Source organism: Nocardioides sp. CCNWLW239, assembly GCF_037137035.1.
Classification (GTDB): domain Bacteria; phylum Actinomycetota; class Actinomycetes; order Propionibacteriales; family Nocardioidaceae; genus Nocardioides.
Genome location: NZ_JBBBNW010000002.1, coordinates 191,809 through 206,701 on the forward strand (window position 1 = coordinate 191,809; position 14,893 = coordinate 206,701).

The window sequence follows — 14,893 nt, forward strand, 5'->3', positions numbered from 1 at the left end:
GATCGCAAGGTCGACGAGCATGCGTGCTCGACGCACCAGATTTCGGCTTTCACCCCGGTGATGAGTTCGACCCCGTACTCGACATCGCCCTTGGCGGAGACGAGCTCACGTAGGGCCTTCTCCGCCGGCTTCCCTTCGGCGCGAGCTCCGAGCGCCTCGGAGAGCTCCTTGGCGCGCGGGCGTGATCCTTGGCTTTACCGGCCGCACCCGACAACGACGCGATGATCGCGTCCTTGGCACTGATGCATGCGTGGATGGCGTCACCCGCGGCCGGGCTGTATCGCTCCAGGTCAGGCGTCGTTGAAGGCCACATGAACAAACTGTCGGTCACATGACCATATTTTCAGTCACAGCCTGATGTGGAGCTCCTGAGGGAGTGGCAGGGGGTATCCGAAAACGACCACCCTCTACGATCCTCGCTGACCTGTTCTCGAGGGAGTGAGATGTCCGACCCCACCGGAAGCACCGCTCAACAACAACCGAAACCGACCGAGATCGCCAACGCGGCGGCCGAGGAGGCCCGACGCCGACGGCTCGGGCTGCCACCGTTGCCGCGGCGGCGACGCGACCGGACGCGGCCCGTACGCCGGGTGCTGCGCTGGCTCGTGATCGTCGGCGTGCTCGTGGCGATCGCCTTCCTCGGCACGTCGGCGTGGGCGTATTTCAGCGGCGTGATCGGCCCGCTGCGCGGCGAGGAGAAGGCCGTCGCACGCACCCTCAGCCTCGCCGGCGACACCCCGGCGTGGGCCGACCCGGAGCAGATCCGCTGCGCAGCGGAGGCCGTCGTCAGGGACAAGGGCAGCACCGGGCTCACCAAGGCCGGCGTGATCGCCCGGACCGGCAGCGGCCACAGCTACACCGGCGCATGGCCCTCGGCGCTGGGCGCAGAGTGGTACGCGGAGCTGCTCGGCTGCGCCGGTGGCGGACCGAACAGCTGGAGTCGGCAGGTCGCCGCCGCCTGGACCCTCGACAGTCCCCAGTGCCTGCGGAAGATCGGCCGTCACGCGATCGCCGGTGTCCTCGCGGCCACCGATCTGCGACTCGGCGACGACGACATCAGCGCCAAGAACGTCGATGCGATCACCGACCTGGACAGCTGCTACGCGCGTACGCCGGAGGCACCGACCGGCGCCGCGACGGCGGGCTACCGCGAGGTGACCCTGAAGGTCACCGCCCCGGCGGTCCCGGCCGGCACCGTCTCCATCGACGACGGCAGCGCCGAGCCCACCGCCGGCAAGGCCCCCGAGCTCACCTACACCCTGCCCGTCGCCCAAGGCGGCGCGGAGGCCTGCGTCGAGGCGACGACCGAGGTGACGTACGCCTGGGGCACGGTCCGCACCGGCGAGCCGGCCAGGCTCTGCGGCAAGGCAGCCCCGGCCCGGATGGAGTGGCACACGGTCGAGCGCTCGTGCCCGAAGGGCAAGCCGAAGTGCACCTATATGGCCGCGTACGTCGAGGGCCTCGCCGACAACCAGACGGTGACGGTCACCTACCGGCCCTCGGGTGACTTCAGGTGCGCCGGCAAGAAGCCGACGTGCACCGTCAGGATCAAGGCCGACACCAACGGCAAGGCCCGCACGCCCGGCCTCATGGTCACCGGGAAGAAGGGAAAGGTCGTGGCCAGCGCGGGCAGTCTGAAGGCCACTTATACCGGCTCGTAGGCTGGAGCCGTGCCCTCAGACCTCACCTTCGGCGCGACCCGCGGACCCAGCCCCGACCCGGCGCAGCGCCCGCCGGCCCTGCCCCGCAAGCGCCGCCGGACGCTCGTCGACCTGCCGGCCGGGACGTACGCCGCCGGAGATTCCTTCGGCGAGGGCTACCAGGCCGACGGCGAAGGTCCGGTGCACCCGGTCGACCTGCCCGGCTTCCGACTCGACGCGACCGCGGTGACCAACGAGGAGTTCGCCCGGTTCGTGAAGGCGACGGGTCATGTCACCACCGCCGAGCGGGAAGGCTTCTCGGCCGTCTTCCACCTCGCCTTCGAGGGCTCCGCACGTGACATCCTCGGCCGCTCCCCGGAGGCGCCCTGGTGGCTCGGCGTACGCGGCGCCTCCTGGCGGGCACCCGAGGGGCCCGGCTCCAACGTCGGCCGCCGAGGCAACCACCCTGTCGTGCACGTCTCCCACGACGACGCGCTGGCCTACTGCGCGTGGGCCGGGACACGGCTGCCGACCGAGGCGGAGTGGGAGTACGCCGCGCGTGGGGGTCGTGACGGCTCCAGGTTCCCCTGGGGTGACGACCTGGAGCAGGACGGCACCCACCACGCCAACGTCTGGCAGGGCGACTTCCCGGACACCAACACCGCCGACGACGGATTCGTCACGACCGCGCCGGTGCGGACGTACGAACCGAACGGTTTCGGGCTGTTCCAGATGATCGGCAACGTCTGGGAGTGGTGTGCCGACTGGTTCTCGCCGACCTACTACGCCGATCTCGTCGACGGCCTCGCCACCGACCCGCGCGGTCCGACCGAGGGACTGACCAGGGTGATGCGCGGCGGCTCCTACCTGTGCCACGACTCCTACTGCCACCGCTACCGGCTCTCGGCGCGCTCCAGCAGCCCGCCCGACTCGACCGCGGGCAACCTGGGGTTCCGCTGCGCGGCCGACGCAGCGGATCAGCAGGCCGGCTGATCAGTCGGCCGGGTAGAACTCCTTCGGGCAGGTGTCGCCGGCACAGTCGGCGTACTTCTCGCTCAGCGAGCGCAGCTCGGCCAGCTCGTCGGCGTAGCCGGGGAGCAGCGCGAGCGAGCGGACCTGATAGGGGTCGTCGGCCATGTCGTAGAGCTCTTCGCTGCCGTCGGCGAAACGGGCGTAGGTCCAGTCACCGAAGCGGATCCCGGAGTAGATCTGCTTGTGACCGTTGCTGACCCGCCAGGCGGAGAGCGGGATCACCCGGTCCTGCGCGGGGGCGGTGAGCCAGGGCATGAAGTTGACGCCGTCCTGGGGACGTCCGGGCTCGGCGCCGGCGATCGCCATGATCGTGGTGGCGATGTCGGGGTTGCCGACCCCCGTGGACAGGCTCCGTCCGGCCGGGATCCGCGGTCCGCGCAGGATCAGCGGGATCCGCTGCGTCTCGCGGTAGTGCATCAGCTTGCCGTTGATGTTGTGGCCGCCGGTGGTGTAGCCGTTGTCCGAGGAGAAGATGACGATCGTGTTGTCCAGCTGCCCGGTCTCCCGGAGCTCGAGCAGGTGGCTGGCGACCGCGCGGTCGACGGCCTGGACCGCCTCGACGCGCTGCTCGTGAGCCATCCGCAGCTCAGCCCGTCGCTGCGGGTCGACGAACGTCTGGGAAGGCGAGATCGGCGGCGCGTCGGTCGGCGTACGGAACATGTTCGGGGTGTCGGGCAGCTCCAGACCGTCGAAGGAGTGCTTGTCCTCGTCGGACGGCCGCGTGGTGCTGATGCCCTTCGGGTCGTCCTTCTCCCCCGGGCCGCCATGGTGCGGCGCGACGTAGTTGACCCACATGTACCACGGCTTCTCGGCGCGCTCCGGCGCCGAGATCATCTGGTTCGCCTGGTCGCGCATGACGTACGTCGTGTAGCGGTGGTGCGTCGTGAGCTTGCCGTTGTGGTTGATCCGCGGCTGCACGAAGTTGTAGGTCGACATGTCGGTCGTCGCGCGCCAGTCGGTCCACCCGGGCGGGACGTCCTTGGCGGTCTTGCCGATGCCGTAGCCGTTGAGGTACTTCCCGGTGAAGAGGGTGTCGTAGCCGGCCTTCTGCATCGCCTCGGGCAGGGTCCCGGTGTGGTCCATCGACGCGTAGCCGCCGCGTTCGCCGTTGACGGTCACGGTCTCGTGGTTGTGGGAGTACTGACCGGTCAGCAGCGACGCCCGGGCCGGCACGCAGATCGGCGTGGGCGCGATCGCCTCGGTCATCGAGGTGCCCTGCTCGGCCAGGAGGCTGCGGACGTGGGGCATGTAGTCGAGGTCCTCGTAGGCGAGGTCGTCCGCCGTGATCATGAGGATGTTGGGCCGGGTCGAGTAGGGCGCCCAGTCGGGCGTCGGAGTGGGGGTCGACGGCACCACACCGTCGGCAGACGCGTTCCCGACACGCGCGAAGGCGTTCCCGGCCAGCGACCCCAACGAGCCCAGCGGACCGCCCACGTCGGGCATCACACCGAGCGCGATCGACGAGCCCGCGAGCACCGCAACCGCCGCCACTGCCAGCCGGGCGCGAGGCACCATCTGAGTCTGCTCCCTCGTTCGATCCCCGCGTCGTCTGTTTCCGTCCGGTTCCACTCCATACCGGACCGGGTTAACGTTACCGAAGGGGACCTCGATGACCCCAATGCCGGCCGATGAGGAGACTCAGGTGAGCGAATCGCGCGAGATCTATGGGGACTACAGCGTCGATGACGAGGACCAGATCACCGGTGAGGACGCGCTCTCCGGAGACGTCCTCGAGGGTGAGGTGCGCGACGAGCTCGACCACGGCATCGTCACCGCCGACCGTTATTCGACCGACTACGGCAACACGCCGTGGGAGGAGGAGCACCGGGAGAGCATCGACCAGCGACAGCGCCAGGAGATCCCCGAGCCGGACCCCTACGCGGTCGAGTACGACGACGCGGAGGAGTGCGACGACCCCGACGGCCGCGAGGTCGGCAACAAGCGAGCGGGCCGGCTGGTCGATCCCGACCAGGGCGGCGGCGAGGACACCGAGTCCGAGGTCTACGGCGTCGACGCGGGCATCGACGGAGCCGGTGCCTCAGCGGAGGAAGCCGCCATGCACATCATCGACGACAGCGACGAGGACGGCGACGACTACCGCTGAGCGGTCCGAGCCCTACGCGGTGAGGTCCTCGACCTCCAGCACGATCTCGACCTCGAACCCTTCGGAGCTCTCCAGGTAGAGCGCGGTGTGCTCCTCGCCGCCGGCGTGGGGATAGCGGTCGGCGTACAGCTCGTGCCAGCCGTGCTCCGTCGACGCCGCGCGGATCCGGTCGAGCTGATCGCGGTCGTCGATCATGAACGCGATGTGGTTGACGCCGGGCCGGAGGCGGTCCTGAGCGCCGTGCTGGTCCGTGGAGTGCTCCATGAAGACGTACGTCCCGTCCGACGCCTCCCAGAAGTGACCGTCCTCGCCGGCTTCCCAGCCGAGCTCACCGAAGAGCCAGCCCCACTCACCCGAGGCTGTCTCGAAGTCGTCGACCCAGAGGTCCCAGTGATGGATCGCCCGCATGCCATCACCCTAGCCTCGTTCTGACCCGCACGGCGTACCTCTGGGGCAGCCCACAAACCGAGTCGCGGGAGCGGCGGCCTGCGTGTGAGGATCGGGGGGTGAGTGACCTGAAGAGCTTCATCGCCGGGCTGCCGAAGGCAGAATTGCACGTCCACCACGTCGGGTCGGCGTCGCCGCGGATCGTCGCGGAGCTGGCCGCGCGGCACCCGGGAGCGGTGCCGGCGGACGTCGAGCTCCTCAAGGAGTACTTCACGTTCAGCGACTTCGCGCACTTCATCGAGGTCTACCTCTCGGTGGTCGACCTGGTGCGGACGCCGGAGGACATCCGCTATCTCACCTACGAGATCGCGCGGGACCTGGCACAGACCCAGCAGGTCCGCTATGCCGAGCTGACCTGCACCCCCTACACCTCCGTACGTCCCGACCTGGCCGAGCGGCCGGCCGGGACGGGGCACGCCGGCATGCCGATCGAGGCCTACACCGAGGCACTCGAGGACGCCCGGGTGGGCGCCGAGCGCGACTTCGGGATCACGCTGCGCTGGATCTACGACATCCCGGGAGAGGCGGGGATCCCGGCGGCCGACGCGACGTTGGCGTACGCCGTCGACCACGGGCCCGAAGCGCTCATCGGCTTCGGGCTCGGTGGGCCCGAGGTCGGCGTCCCCCGGCCGCAGTTCGAGCGTCACTTCGACGCCGCCCGCGCCGCCGGACTCCGCTCGCTGCCGCACGCCGGGGAGACCACCGGGCCGCAGACGATCTGGGACGCGCTGAGGGTGCTGAAGGCCGAGCGGATCGGCCACGGCACCTCCGCCGCCCAGGATCCCGCGCTCCTCGCCCACCTGGCAGAGCACCGGATCCCGCTCGAGGTCTGCCCCTCGTCCAACGTCGCCACCGGTGCGGTCGCGTCGCTCGAGGAGCACCCGCTGAAGACGTTCGTCGACGCGGGCGTGCCGGTCACGATCAACTCCGACGACCCGCCGATGTTCGCCACCACGCTCAACCAGGAGTACGAGATCGCGACCGACCTTCTCGGCCTCGACGTCGCCGGCATCGCCGACCTCGCCCGGACCGCGGTCGACGTCTCCTACGCCCCCGACGACGTCAAGGCGCGACTGCGCAGCGAGATCGGCGCGTACGCCTCCGCTGCCGAATAACGCTTGACGCGATCTGCCGACGGCGATCTGCTGGTCGGCATGGAGCAGATGCTGGCCGTCAACGGGATCGAGCTGTGCACGGAGACGTTCGGTTCACCCAGCGATCCGCCGATCCTGCTGATCGGCGGCAAGTCCGCCTCGATGGACTACTGGGAGGACGACTTCTGCGAGGCGCTGGCCGCCGGGGGCAGGTACGTCATCCGCTACGACCACCGCGACACCGGCCGCTCGACGACCTGGCCGGCGGGAGCGCCTGGTTACACCTGGCGTGACATGGTCGCGGACGTCCCAGGCATCCTCGACGCCCTAGGCCTCGACCGGGCGCACCTCTTCGGGATCTCGATGGGTGGCGCGGTGGCCGAGTGCGCTGCCGTCCTCTATCCCGAGCGGGTCATCACCCTGATCCTCGACCAGACCACGTCCGCGTTCGAGGGGGTGGAGCTGCCGCCGATCGGCGAGGCGATGGCCGAGTTCTTCGCAGCGGCGGCCGACCGGCCGATGCCCGACGTGGACGACCACGACGCACTGGTGACCATGCTGGTCGAGGACCAGCGGGCCTTCATCCCGCGGCGCTTCGACGAGCAGCGGATGCGCGCGGTGTGCGAGCGGTCCGTGCGACGTACACCGGACCTGCGACCGAGCTTCGAGAACCACGATGCCGCTCCGGAGGGCGAGCGCATCGAGGCCTCGCTCGCCGACATCACCGCTCCCACCCTGGTCATCCACGGCACCGCCGACCCGCTGATGCCCGTCGGGCACGGCGAGGTCCTCGCCCGCGAGATCCCGGACGCCACCCTGCTGACGCTCGAGGACGTCGGCCACGAGCCGCCGCCTCCCTACACCTGGGAGACGGCCATCCCCGCGATCCTCGACCACACGAGTCCGACCGACGCGACTTAGAGGAGCCGCTCGACCGCCGCGATCGCCGCAGTGAGATAGGCGTCGATGACCGCACGATCTTCAGGTGAAAGCCGGCGATCGAGATCGTCCAGGGCCACAAACATCGGCATCAGCTGACCGAGGATGTCCGCGCGACCGGAGTCGGTCACCACGACCTGGGTCCGACGGCGATCGTCCGGGTCCGGTTCACGCCGGACGTGGCCGCGCGAGGCGAGCCGGTCGACGATCCCGGAGGCTGCTGCCGAGCTCACACCCAAGTGACGGGCCAGGTCGCTCGGCCCGATCGGCGCGCGGGTGATCAGCTTCATCGCAGAGAGCTCGTGGTGATTCAAGTCGGCGCGACGAGCCACCGCCGGCGCCGACTCCTGCGCGGCGTCGAGCAGTCGCCGAAGCAACTGCAGCGTGGATGTGCTCATCGCCTCGGCTACCTGCCCAGGCGAGGGCATCACCGGAGCCTCGTTCGGGTCGTCCCCTTGGATTTCTCTCACCAACTTACTAAGTTTCTTTCATAGTTTCGATTCAAGTCTACCTAGGAGGACGCTCGTGCCGCCTCGTTCCTCGCACCGAGCACCGGCCACCCGCCGGCTGCTGCGACCATCCCTGGCCGCTGCGGTCTCGCTCGTCGCACTCGTTCTCTCCGGCCTCTTGATAGGCGCCGTCGGCGAGGCGGAACGCACACCGTCGGCGACCGACAGCCTCCCCGACGGCTACGACTCCAGCACCGTTGCGGAACTCGCTGACGAGTTCGGGGCCGACGACTCTGCGGTGGCCATCGTGCTGTTCACCGCCGACGACGGCACGCTGTCCACCGAGATGGTCGAAGGCGAGCTCACGGCACTGTACGGCCAGGTCGTGGCGTCGGAGACTTCGCAACAAGGTGACAGCGGTCAACCCGCGCAGCAGCAACCGCTTCAAGTCAGCGAGGACGCCACAGCTGCCCTGGGCGTGGTGCCCATCGGGACCGAGGGCGCGAGCGAGACCGCCGACGCGGTCGAGCAGATCCGCACACTCCTCGACGACCAGACGCCCGACGGCGTCAACGCTCAGGTCACCGGTCCGGCTGCGGTCCAGGCCGACCTCGCCGGGGTCTTCGAAGGCGCCGACGTCACCCTGCTCGCCGCCACCGCCGTGATCGTCGCGCTGCTGCTGATCATCACCTACCGCAGCCCGTTGCTCTGGATCGTTCCGCTGTTGGTGGTCGGGCTCGCCGACCAGGTCGCCGCCGTATCGGCCACCCATGTTCTCGCGACGTTCGGTGTCGCCTGGGACGAGTCGACCATCGGGATCCTGAGCGTCCTCGTCTTCGGCGCCGGCACGGACTACGCGCTGCTGCTGATCAGCCGCTACCGCGACGAGCTGCGAGTTCAACAGGACCGATACGTCGCGATGGCCACCGCCGTGCGCGGTACGTTCGAAGCGGTGCTGGCCAGTGCCACGACGGTGACGCTCGGCCTGCTGACCCTGCTGCTGTCGGTGGTACCGACCACCCGCGGCCTCGGACTGGCGTGCGCAGTCGGCGTGGTGATCGCGGCATCGTACGCATTGATCGTGCTGCCCTGCGCTCTTGTGCTGTTCGGACGGTGGGTGTTCTGGCCGCTGGTCCCGCGAGTCGGCCAGGAGCCACTGGTCGACTCGCGCACGTCTGCGTGGCACCGGCTGGGCACCACCGTCTCCCGACGTCCCCGCGGCTTCGCCCTGGGCGCGATCGGCGTGGTCGCACTGCTGGGCCTCTCCGTCACCCAGATCGAGCAGGGACTGCCGACTTCCGAGCAGTTCCTCGACACGCCGGAGTCGATCAGCGCCGCCACCCGCCTCGGCGAGTCCTTCCCCGCCGGCACCGTCGACCCCGCCACGGTCATCACCCGCAGCGATCCCGGACAGGTGACGGCCGCGATCGAGCAGGGCGACGACGTGGTATCCGTGCGCATCACAGGGCAGAACGACGACCTCACCCGGCTCGCCGTGGTCTTCGACGCCGCGAGCAACACCACAGCCGCCGAGACTGCCGTCGTCGACCTTCGCGACCGGCTCGACGGCTTCGACGACACCTGGGTCGGCGGCACCGAGGCGCAGTCGGTCGACGAGCGCGACGCCGCGGAGCGCGATCGGGCGCTGCTGATCCCGCTGATCCTCGGCTTGGTCATCATCGGCCTGGTGCTGCTGCTGCGATCGATCGTCGCTCCGCTGCTGCTGGTGGCCACGGTGGTCGGCACCTTCTTCGCCGCCCTCGGCACCTCGTGGTGGATCTACACCGGTGTCTTCGGGTTCTCTGCGATCGACGTCGGCGTGCCGCTGCTGGCGTTCCTGTTCCTGGTCGCGCTCGGCGTGGACTACAACATCTTCCTCATCACCCGGGCTCTGGAAGAGTCGCGGGCGCACGGACTCCGCGACGGCATGCTCCGCGGTCTCACCGCGACCGGCGGGGTGATCACCAGCGCGGGCATCCTGCTGGCGTCGGTCTTCGCCGTGCTCGGCGTGCTCCCGTTGGTGGTGCTTGCCCAGCTCGGCATCGTCATCTTCGTGGGCGTGCTGCTCGACACGCTGCTCGTGCGCACCGTGCTGGTGCCCGCCCTGTCGTTGTGGCTTGGCCCGACGTTCTGGTGGCCGCGCCGACCTGGTGCGATCACGGGCGAGCGCACTGGACCGGCGTGATCGACCGCTGACGGGCGATCGGTCCCCCAGGAACCCTTGCCGCTCCCGGCAGGGCGCAGTGCGCCCTGCCGGGAGCCACCCGGGGGCCCGAGCTACTCGATCTTCCCGAGCACGTCCCCGATCGCGACCGTGCCACCCACGTCGGCGCCTCGGGAGAGCACGCCCGCACGATGCGCGGCGACCCGGGTCTCCATCTTCATGGCGTCGATGACCGCGACGTCCTGACCTTCGCTGACCTGTTCGCCGTCGGGGACGAGCCAGTCGACGAGTACGCCGGGGACGGGGGCTTCGAGCGCGTTCGGGTCGGCGACGGCGGCGGCCGGTCCGGGCTCCGCGTGCGCGGTCCCGCCCGCGGCGAGACCGCTCAGCAGGTCGTCGGGGAGTCCGAGCATCACCCGCCGACCGTCGATCTCGATCGGCACCCGCCGCAACGGCCTCTCCGGTGCCGGCTCGGGGCGACGCTGCACCTCGAGGCGCGGCATCAGCTCCGTCTCGATCCACTGCGTGTGCACCCCGAACCCGTCGGTCGAGAACGCCGGGTCGTCGAGCAGCGTACGAGCGAAGGGGACGACGGTCGCGACGCCTTCGACGGAGAGCTCGCGGAGCGCCCGACGGGCACGGACGAGGGCGGTGTCCCGGTCCGGCGCATGCACGATCAGCTTGGCGATCAGCGAGTCGAAGGCGCTCTGCACCGTGTCGCCGGCCTCGATCCCGGCGTCCCAGCGGACACCGGGCCCGGCCGGGACCCGCAGGCCGGTCACGACGCCCGGGCTCGGCAGGAAGCCACGACCCGGGTCCTCGGCGTTGATCCGGAGCTCGATCGCGTGACCGTTCGGCGCCGGCGTCTCGGTGAAGGAGAGGCCCTCTCCCGCGGCGATCCGGAGCTGCTCGGCGACGAGGTCGACGCCGGTGACCGCCTCGGTGATCGGGTGCTCGACCTGGAGCCGGGTGTTGACCTCGAGGAACGAGATCACTCCGTCGGCCCCCATCAGGAACTCGACGGTCCCGGCGCCGCGGTAGGAGACGGCGGCGCAGATGTCGCGGGCGGCGTCGTGGATCCGGCGGCGCTGCTCGTCGGTCAGGCCCGGAGCGGGTGCCTCCTCGACGAGCTTCTGGTTGCGCCGCTGCAGCGAGCAGTCCCGGTCCCCGACGACCACGACGTTCCCCGTGCCGTCGCCCAGCACCTGCGCCTCGATGTGCCGCGGACGCTCCAGGAACCGCTCCACGAAGCACTCACCCCGACCGAAGGCCGCCAGCGCCTCGCGCGACGCCGACTCGAAGGCGTCGGCGACATCCTCGAGCTCGCGGGCCACCTTCAGGCCGCGACCGCCGCCGCCGAAAGCGGCCTTGATCGCGATGGGGAGCCCGTGCTCGCGCGCGAACGCCACCGCCTCGTCGGCGGACTCCAGCGGCCGGTCGGTGCCCGCCACCAGCGGTGCACCCACGCTCTGCGCGATCCGGCGGGCGGTGATCTTGTCGCCGAGCTGGTCGATGCTCTCCGGGCTGGGACCGATCCAGATCAGGCCGGCCGCCTCGACGGCGCGCGCGAACTCGGCGCTCTCCGACAGGAACCCGTAGCCCGGATGCACCGCGTCGGCACCGGACGCCTGGGCCGCGGCCATCAGCCACTCGATGCTGAGATAGGAGTCGGCGGCGGTGGAGCCGCCCAGGACGTACGCCTCGTCGGCGAGCCGCACATGCAACGCGTCGGCGTCCTGGTCGGCGTAGACGGCGACCGACACCAGGCCGGCCTCGGCGACCGCCCGCACGACGCGGACGGCGATCTCTCCCCTGTTGGCGATGAGCACCCTGCGCATGTCAGTCTCCTCGGATCTCGGCGACGGGTCGGAAGCGGATGCGGACCCCGGGCGGCAGCTGCCCGGCCAGGTCCAGGTCGCGGTCGATGACCGCGCCGATGATCGGATAGCCGCCGGTGAGCGGGTGATCCGGAAGGAACAGCACGGGCTGACCGTCGGGCGGCACCTGGATGGCACCGGTCACCGCGCCCTCGCTCGGCAGCTCGCCGGGGACGGCACGCTCCAACGGGACGGCCCCTTCGAGGCGTACGCCGACGCGGTCGGAGCGAGGCGTGACAGTCCACTCCTGCTCCACCAGGGTGCGGACCCCGGCGTCGGTGAACCAGTCGTCGCGCGGGCCGAGCACGATGCGCAGCTCGACCGTGTCGCCGGGCGCGGGCAACTGATCGCTGGGGGCCGGGCAGGGATCGACCGCGTAGGGCGCCGCTGAGGGGCCGTGCAGCGGCACGACATCGCCCTCGCGCAGCGGCCGACCGCCGACGTCACCCGGGCCCAGACCCGCGAGCGTGTCGCTGGCGAGGCTGTCGAGCGCAGGCTCCAGGTCCAGGCCGCCGCGCACGGCGACGACCGTGCGCAAGCCTTCGCCGACCCAGCCGAGGTGCAGCTCCTCACCGTCCTCGATCGCGGTCGCTGTGCCGTGCTCCACCGGGAGCGACGGGCCGTCGCTGCGTACGATCTCGGTATCGGCGGCGGCGCCCGTGACCGCGACGACCGTGGGGCCGGTGAAACGCAGCACCGCGCCACCACCGGCGAGCTCGAAGCCGGCTGTGCCGGGAGCGTTGCCGACGGCACGGTTCGCGGCCCGCAGGGCGCGGCGGTCGGCGGTGCCCGACGCGGAGACGCCGAGCGCGGCGTTGCCCGGGCGGCCGAGGTCCTCGAGCACGAGCTGCAGGCCGGGACGTACGACCTCGACGGCGAAGGGGTGTTCCACGGCCTCGGCCGCCGGCGAGGCCTGGGTCACGGAGCGTTGTATCGAGCTTGTCGAGTTGACCGACTCACGCTCGAGCCGCTCGAACCGCACGGTCATCCCGGGCGCGAGCAGCGCGGGCGGCTCTCGGTGCAGGTCCCACATCGGTGCGTCCGTACGTCCGATGAGCTGCCAGCCGCCGGGGCTCTCCCGTGGGTAGACGCCGGAGAACGTCCCGGCCAGCCCGACCGAGCCGGCCGGGATCCGGGTGCGCGGTGAGGAGCGACGCGGTACGTCGAAGAGCGGGTCGTCACCGACGAGGTAGCCGAACCCGGGCGCATAGCCGGTGAAGGCCACCCGCCAGGTCGCGGCCGTATGGCGCGCCACGACCTCCTCGGCGCTGACCCCGAGCAGCTCGGCGACCTCGTCGAGGTCCTGGCCGTCGTAGCGCACGCCGATCCTGACCTCACCTGCCGTCGGAAGGCCGCCGTGGACGGGCTCGATACGGACCAGCTCCTTGGCGAGCGCCTCCTCGTCGACCAGGGTCGGATCGAACCGGACGAGCACCGTCCGCGCCGCCGGCACCAGCTCGACGACCCCGGTCGGGGGCACGGCCGCGAGTGCTGCATGCAGCCGCATCGCGCCCTCGAGGTCGTCCTCCTCGACCAGCAGCGCCTGGTCCGATGCGATGAGCACGCGCCTCACGCCAGATACTCCGCATCCGGTACGTCGGTGATGAACATGTGGCCCGGAGCATGGGTCAGCGCGAACGGCGGACGCGAGGCCATGATCGCCGCCTGCGGCGTGACCCCGCAGGCCCAGAACACCGGCACCTCGCCGTCCCGCACCTCGGGCGCGTCTCCGAACTCGGGTGCGCCGAGGTCGGCGATGCCGAGCGAGGCCGGGTCACCGACGTGCACGGGCGCGCCGTGCACCGCCGGATAGCGCCCGGAGATGCGTACGGCATCCGCGACGCGGTCCGCGGGGATCGGGCGCATCGAGACCACCATGTCGCCGCGCAGGCGACCGGCGGGCGCGCACGCGCGCGAGGTGCGGTACATCGGCACGTTGCGGCCGAGCTCCTGGTGACGGATCGGGATCCCGGCGTCGGCCAGACCCGCCTCGAAGGTGAAGCTGCAGCCGATCAGGAACGAGACCAGGTCGGGGTGCTCCTCCCAGGCCGCGCTCGCGTCCGTGACCTCCTCGGCCAGCACGCCGTCGCGCCAGACCCGGTACGCCGGGATGTCGGTGCGCAGGTCGGATCCGGGCGCCAGGGACGACTCGTGGGCGCCCGGGTCGAGCACCTCGAGCACCGGGCACGGCTTCGGGTTGCGCTGCGCGAAGAGCAGCACCTCGAAGGCCCAGTCGGCCGGCACCGAGATCAGGTTGGCCTGCACCAGACCATGGGCGACCCCACTGGTCGGGACGACCTCGCCGGCCCGGTAGGAGGCGCGCGCAGCGCGCGCCTCCGCCAGCTGGCTGGTGCTCGCGATCATGCAGCCGCTCCGGCGAAGGGCGCGATGACCATGCCCTCGGCCTCGAACAGCTCCCGGATGGCCGCGGCCATCCGGATCGCCCCGTCGCTGTCGCCGTGCACGCAGATCGACTCAGCGCGTACGGCCACGTCGGTGCCGTCGATCGCCTCGACGACACCTTCGCGCGCGAGCCGCAGCATGCGGGCCGCGACGGCGTCGGCGTCGTGGAGGACCGCACCGGGCTCGGTGCGCGAGACCAGCTCGCCGCCGGGCGTGTAGGCACGATCCGCGAAGGCCTCCGCGGCCGTCGCCAGCCCGGACTTCTCAGCCACGTCGAGCACGACGCCGCCGGCCAGCCCGAGCAGCACGAGGGACGGGTCGATCGCCTTGACCGCGGCGACCACGTCGCGCGCCTGACGCTCGTCACGCGCGATCGTGTTGTAGAGGGCGCCGTGCGGCTTGACGTACCGGACCTCGCCGCCGACCGTCGAGGCCAGGCCGAGCAGCGCACCGAGCTGGTACTCGACGTGCGCCTGCAGGGTCGCCGAGTCGATGTCCATCGCCCGGCGGCCGAAGCCCTCGTAGTCGCGATAACCGGGGTGAGCGCCGATCGTGACGCCGTTGGCCACGGCGTCGGCGAGCGTCGTACGGATCCCTTCGGGGGTGCCGGCGTGGAACCCGCAGGCGACGTTGGCGCTCGAGACGATGCCGAGCATGGCCGCGTCGTCGGCGACCACCCGGTCGGGGGCGTTCTCGCCGAGGTCGGAGTTCAGATCGATGGTTGCCACAGGGTTCGTTGTCACA

At 70.8% G+C, this 14,893-nt stretch carries 13 protein-coding genes and 1 pseudogene; 6 read left to right on the plus strand and 8 right to left on the minus strand.

The window, feature by feature from the left end; all coding sequences use genetic code 11:
- The first annotated feature begins 443 nt into the window (after positions 1 to 443).
- Positions 444 to 1,661, plus strand: coding sequence for a hypothetical protein (locus tag WBG06_RS06865; protein WP_336735845.1), 1,218 nt, complete (start codon positions 444 to 446; stop codon positions 1,659 to 1,661).
- Between the two features lie 9 nt (positions 1,662 to 1,670).
- The gene (locus WBG06_RS06870; RefSeq protein ID WP_336735846.1) at positions 1,671 to 2,633 is read left to right on the plus strand and encodes a formylglycine-generating enzyme family protein; all 963 of its coding nucleotides are present in this window, start codon (positions 1,671 to 1,673) and stop codon (positions 2,631 to 2,633) included.
- On the opposite strand, the gene WBG06_RS06875 is transcribed toward WBG06_RS06870, so the two are convergent.
- Positions 2,634 to 4,184: a sulfatase-like hydrolase/transferase gene (locus WBG06_RS06875; RefSeq protein WP_336735847.1), complete on the minus strand. Its 1,551-nt coding sequence runs from the start codon at positions 4,182 to 4,184 to the stop codon at positions 2,634 to 2,636.
- A 130-nt stretch (positions 4,185 to 4,314) separates the two neighbouring features.
- Between WBG06_RS06875 and WBG06_RS06880 the strand changes: the two genes are divergently transcribed.
- A complete protein-coding gene (locus WBG06_RS06880) occupies positions 4,315 to 4,776 on the plus strand; it encodes a DUF5709 domain-containing protein (RefSeq protein ID WP_336735848.1) in 462 nt (153 codons plus the stop codon).
- Positions 4,777 to 4,788: 12 nt separating this feature from the next.
- Here WBG06_RS06880 and WBG06_RS06885 read toward each other — a convergent pair whose 3' ends face one another.
- Positions 4,789 to 5,184, minus strand: coding sequence for a VOC family protein (locus WBG06_RS06885; RefSeq protein ID WP_336735849.1), 396 nt, complete (start codon positions 5,182 to 5,184; stop codon positions 4,789 to 4,791).
- A gap of 98 nt (positions 5,185 to 5,282) precedes the next feature.
- On the opposite strand from WBG06_RS06885, the gene WBG06_RS06890 reads away from it, so the two are divergent.
- Both WBG06_RS06890 and WBG06_RS06895 read left to right on the plus strand, forming a co-directional pair.
- On the plus strand, positions 5,283 to 6,338 hold the full coding sequence (locus WBG06_RS06890) for an adenosine deaminase (RefSeq protein ID WP_336735850.1): 1,056 nt from the start codon (positions 5,283 to 5,285) through the stop codon (positions 6,336 to 6,338).
- 3 nt (positions 6,339 to 6,341) lie between these two features.
- Positions 6,342 to 7,238, plus strand: a complete 897-nt coding sequence (locus tag WBG06_RS06895; protein ID WP_336735851.1) for an alpha/beta fold hydrolase — start codon at positions 6,342 to 6,344, stop codon at positions 7,236 to 7,238.
- On the opposite strand, the gene WBG06_RS06900 is transcribed toward WBG06_RS06895, so the two are convergent.
- Positions 7,235 to 7,654 carry a MarR family winged helix-turn-helix transcriptional regulator gene (locus tag WBG06_RS06900; RefSeq protein WP_336735852.1) on the minus strand — a complete coding sequence of 140 codons (420 nt, stop codon included), beginning with the start codon at positions 7,652 to 7,654 and terminating at the stop codon, positions 7,235 to 7,237. The genes WBG06_RS06895 and WBG06_RS06900 overlap by 4 nt on opposite strands.
- 127 nt (positions 7,655 to 7,781) lie before the next feature.
- Between WBG06_RS06900 and WBG06_RS06905 the strand changes: the two genes are divergently transcribed.
- Positions 7,782 to 9,890, plus strand: coding sequence for an MMPL family transporter (locus WBG06_RS06905; protein WP_336735853.1), 2,109 nt, complete (start codon positions 7,782 to 7,784; stop codon positions 9,888 to 9,890).
- A gap of 92 nt (positions 9,891 to 9,982) precedes the next feature.
- On the opposite strand, the gene WBG06_RS06910 is transcribed toward WBG06_RS06905, so the two are convergent.
- From WBG06_RS06910 to WBG06_RS06930, 5 genes and pseudogenes are all read right to left on the minus strand, one after another.
- The gene (locus tag WBG06_RS06910) at positions 9,983 to 11,707 is read right to left on the minus strand and encodes an acetyl/propionyl/methylcrotonyl-CoA carboxylase subunit alpha (protein ID WP_336735854.1); all 1,725 of its coding nucleotides are present in this window, start codon (positions 11,705 to 11,707) and stop codon (positions 9,983 to 9,985) included.
- Position 11,708: 1 nt separating this feature from the next.
- Positions 11,709 to 12,734: a biotin-dependent carboxyltransferase family protein gene (locus WBG06_RS06915; RefSeq protein WP_336736927.1), complete on the minus strand. Its 1,026-nt coding sequence runs from the start codon at positions 12,732 to 12,734 to the stop codon at positions 11,709 to 11,711.
- Positions 12,717 to 13,319, minus strand: a pseudogene (locus WBG06_RS06920) (5-oxoprolinase subunit B family protein); the annotation flags it as partial. The pseudogene WBG06_RS06920 and the gene WBG06_RS06915, both read right to left, overlap by 18 nt.
- Positions 13,316 to 14,110, minus strand: coding sequence for a putative hydro-lyase (locus WBG06_RS06925; RefSeq protein WP_336735855.1), 795 nt, complete (start codon positions 14,108 to 14,110; stop codon positions 13,316 to 13,318). The gene WBG06_RS06925 and the pseudogene WBG06_RS06920, both read right to left, overlap by 4 nt.
- Positions 14,107 to 14,877 (minus strand): LamB/YcsF family protein, encoded by a 771-nt coding sequence (locus WBG06_RS06930; protein WP_336736929.1) that lies wholly within the window; start codon positions 14,875 to 14,877, stop codon positions 14,107 to 14,109. The genes WBG06_RS06925 and WBG06_RS06930 overlap by 4 nt, the downstream gene beginning before the upstream one ends.
- Between the last annotated feature and the right edge of the window lie 16 nt (positions 14,878 to 14,893).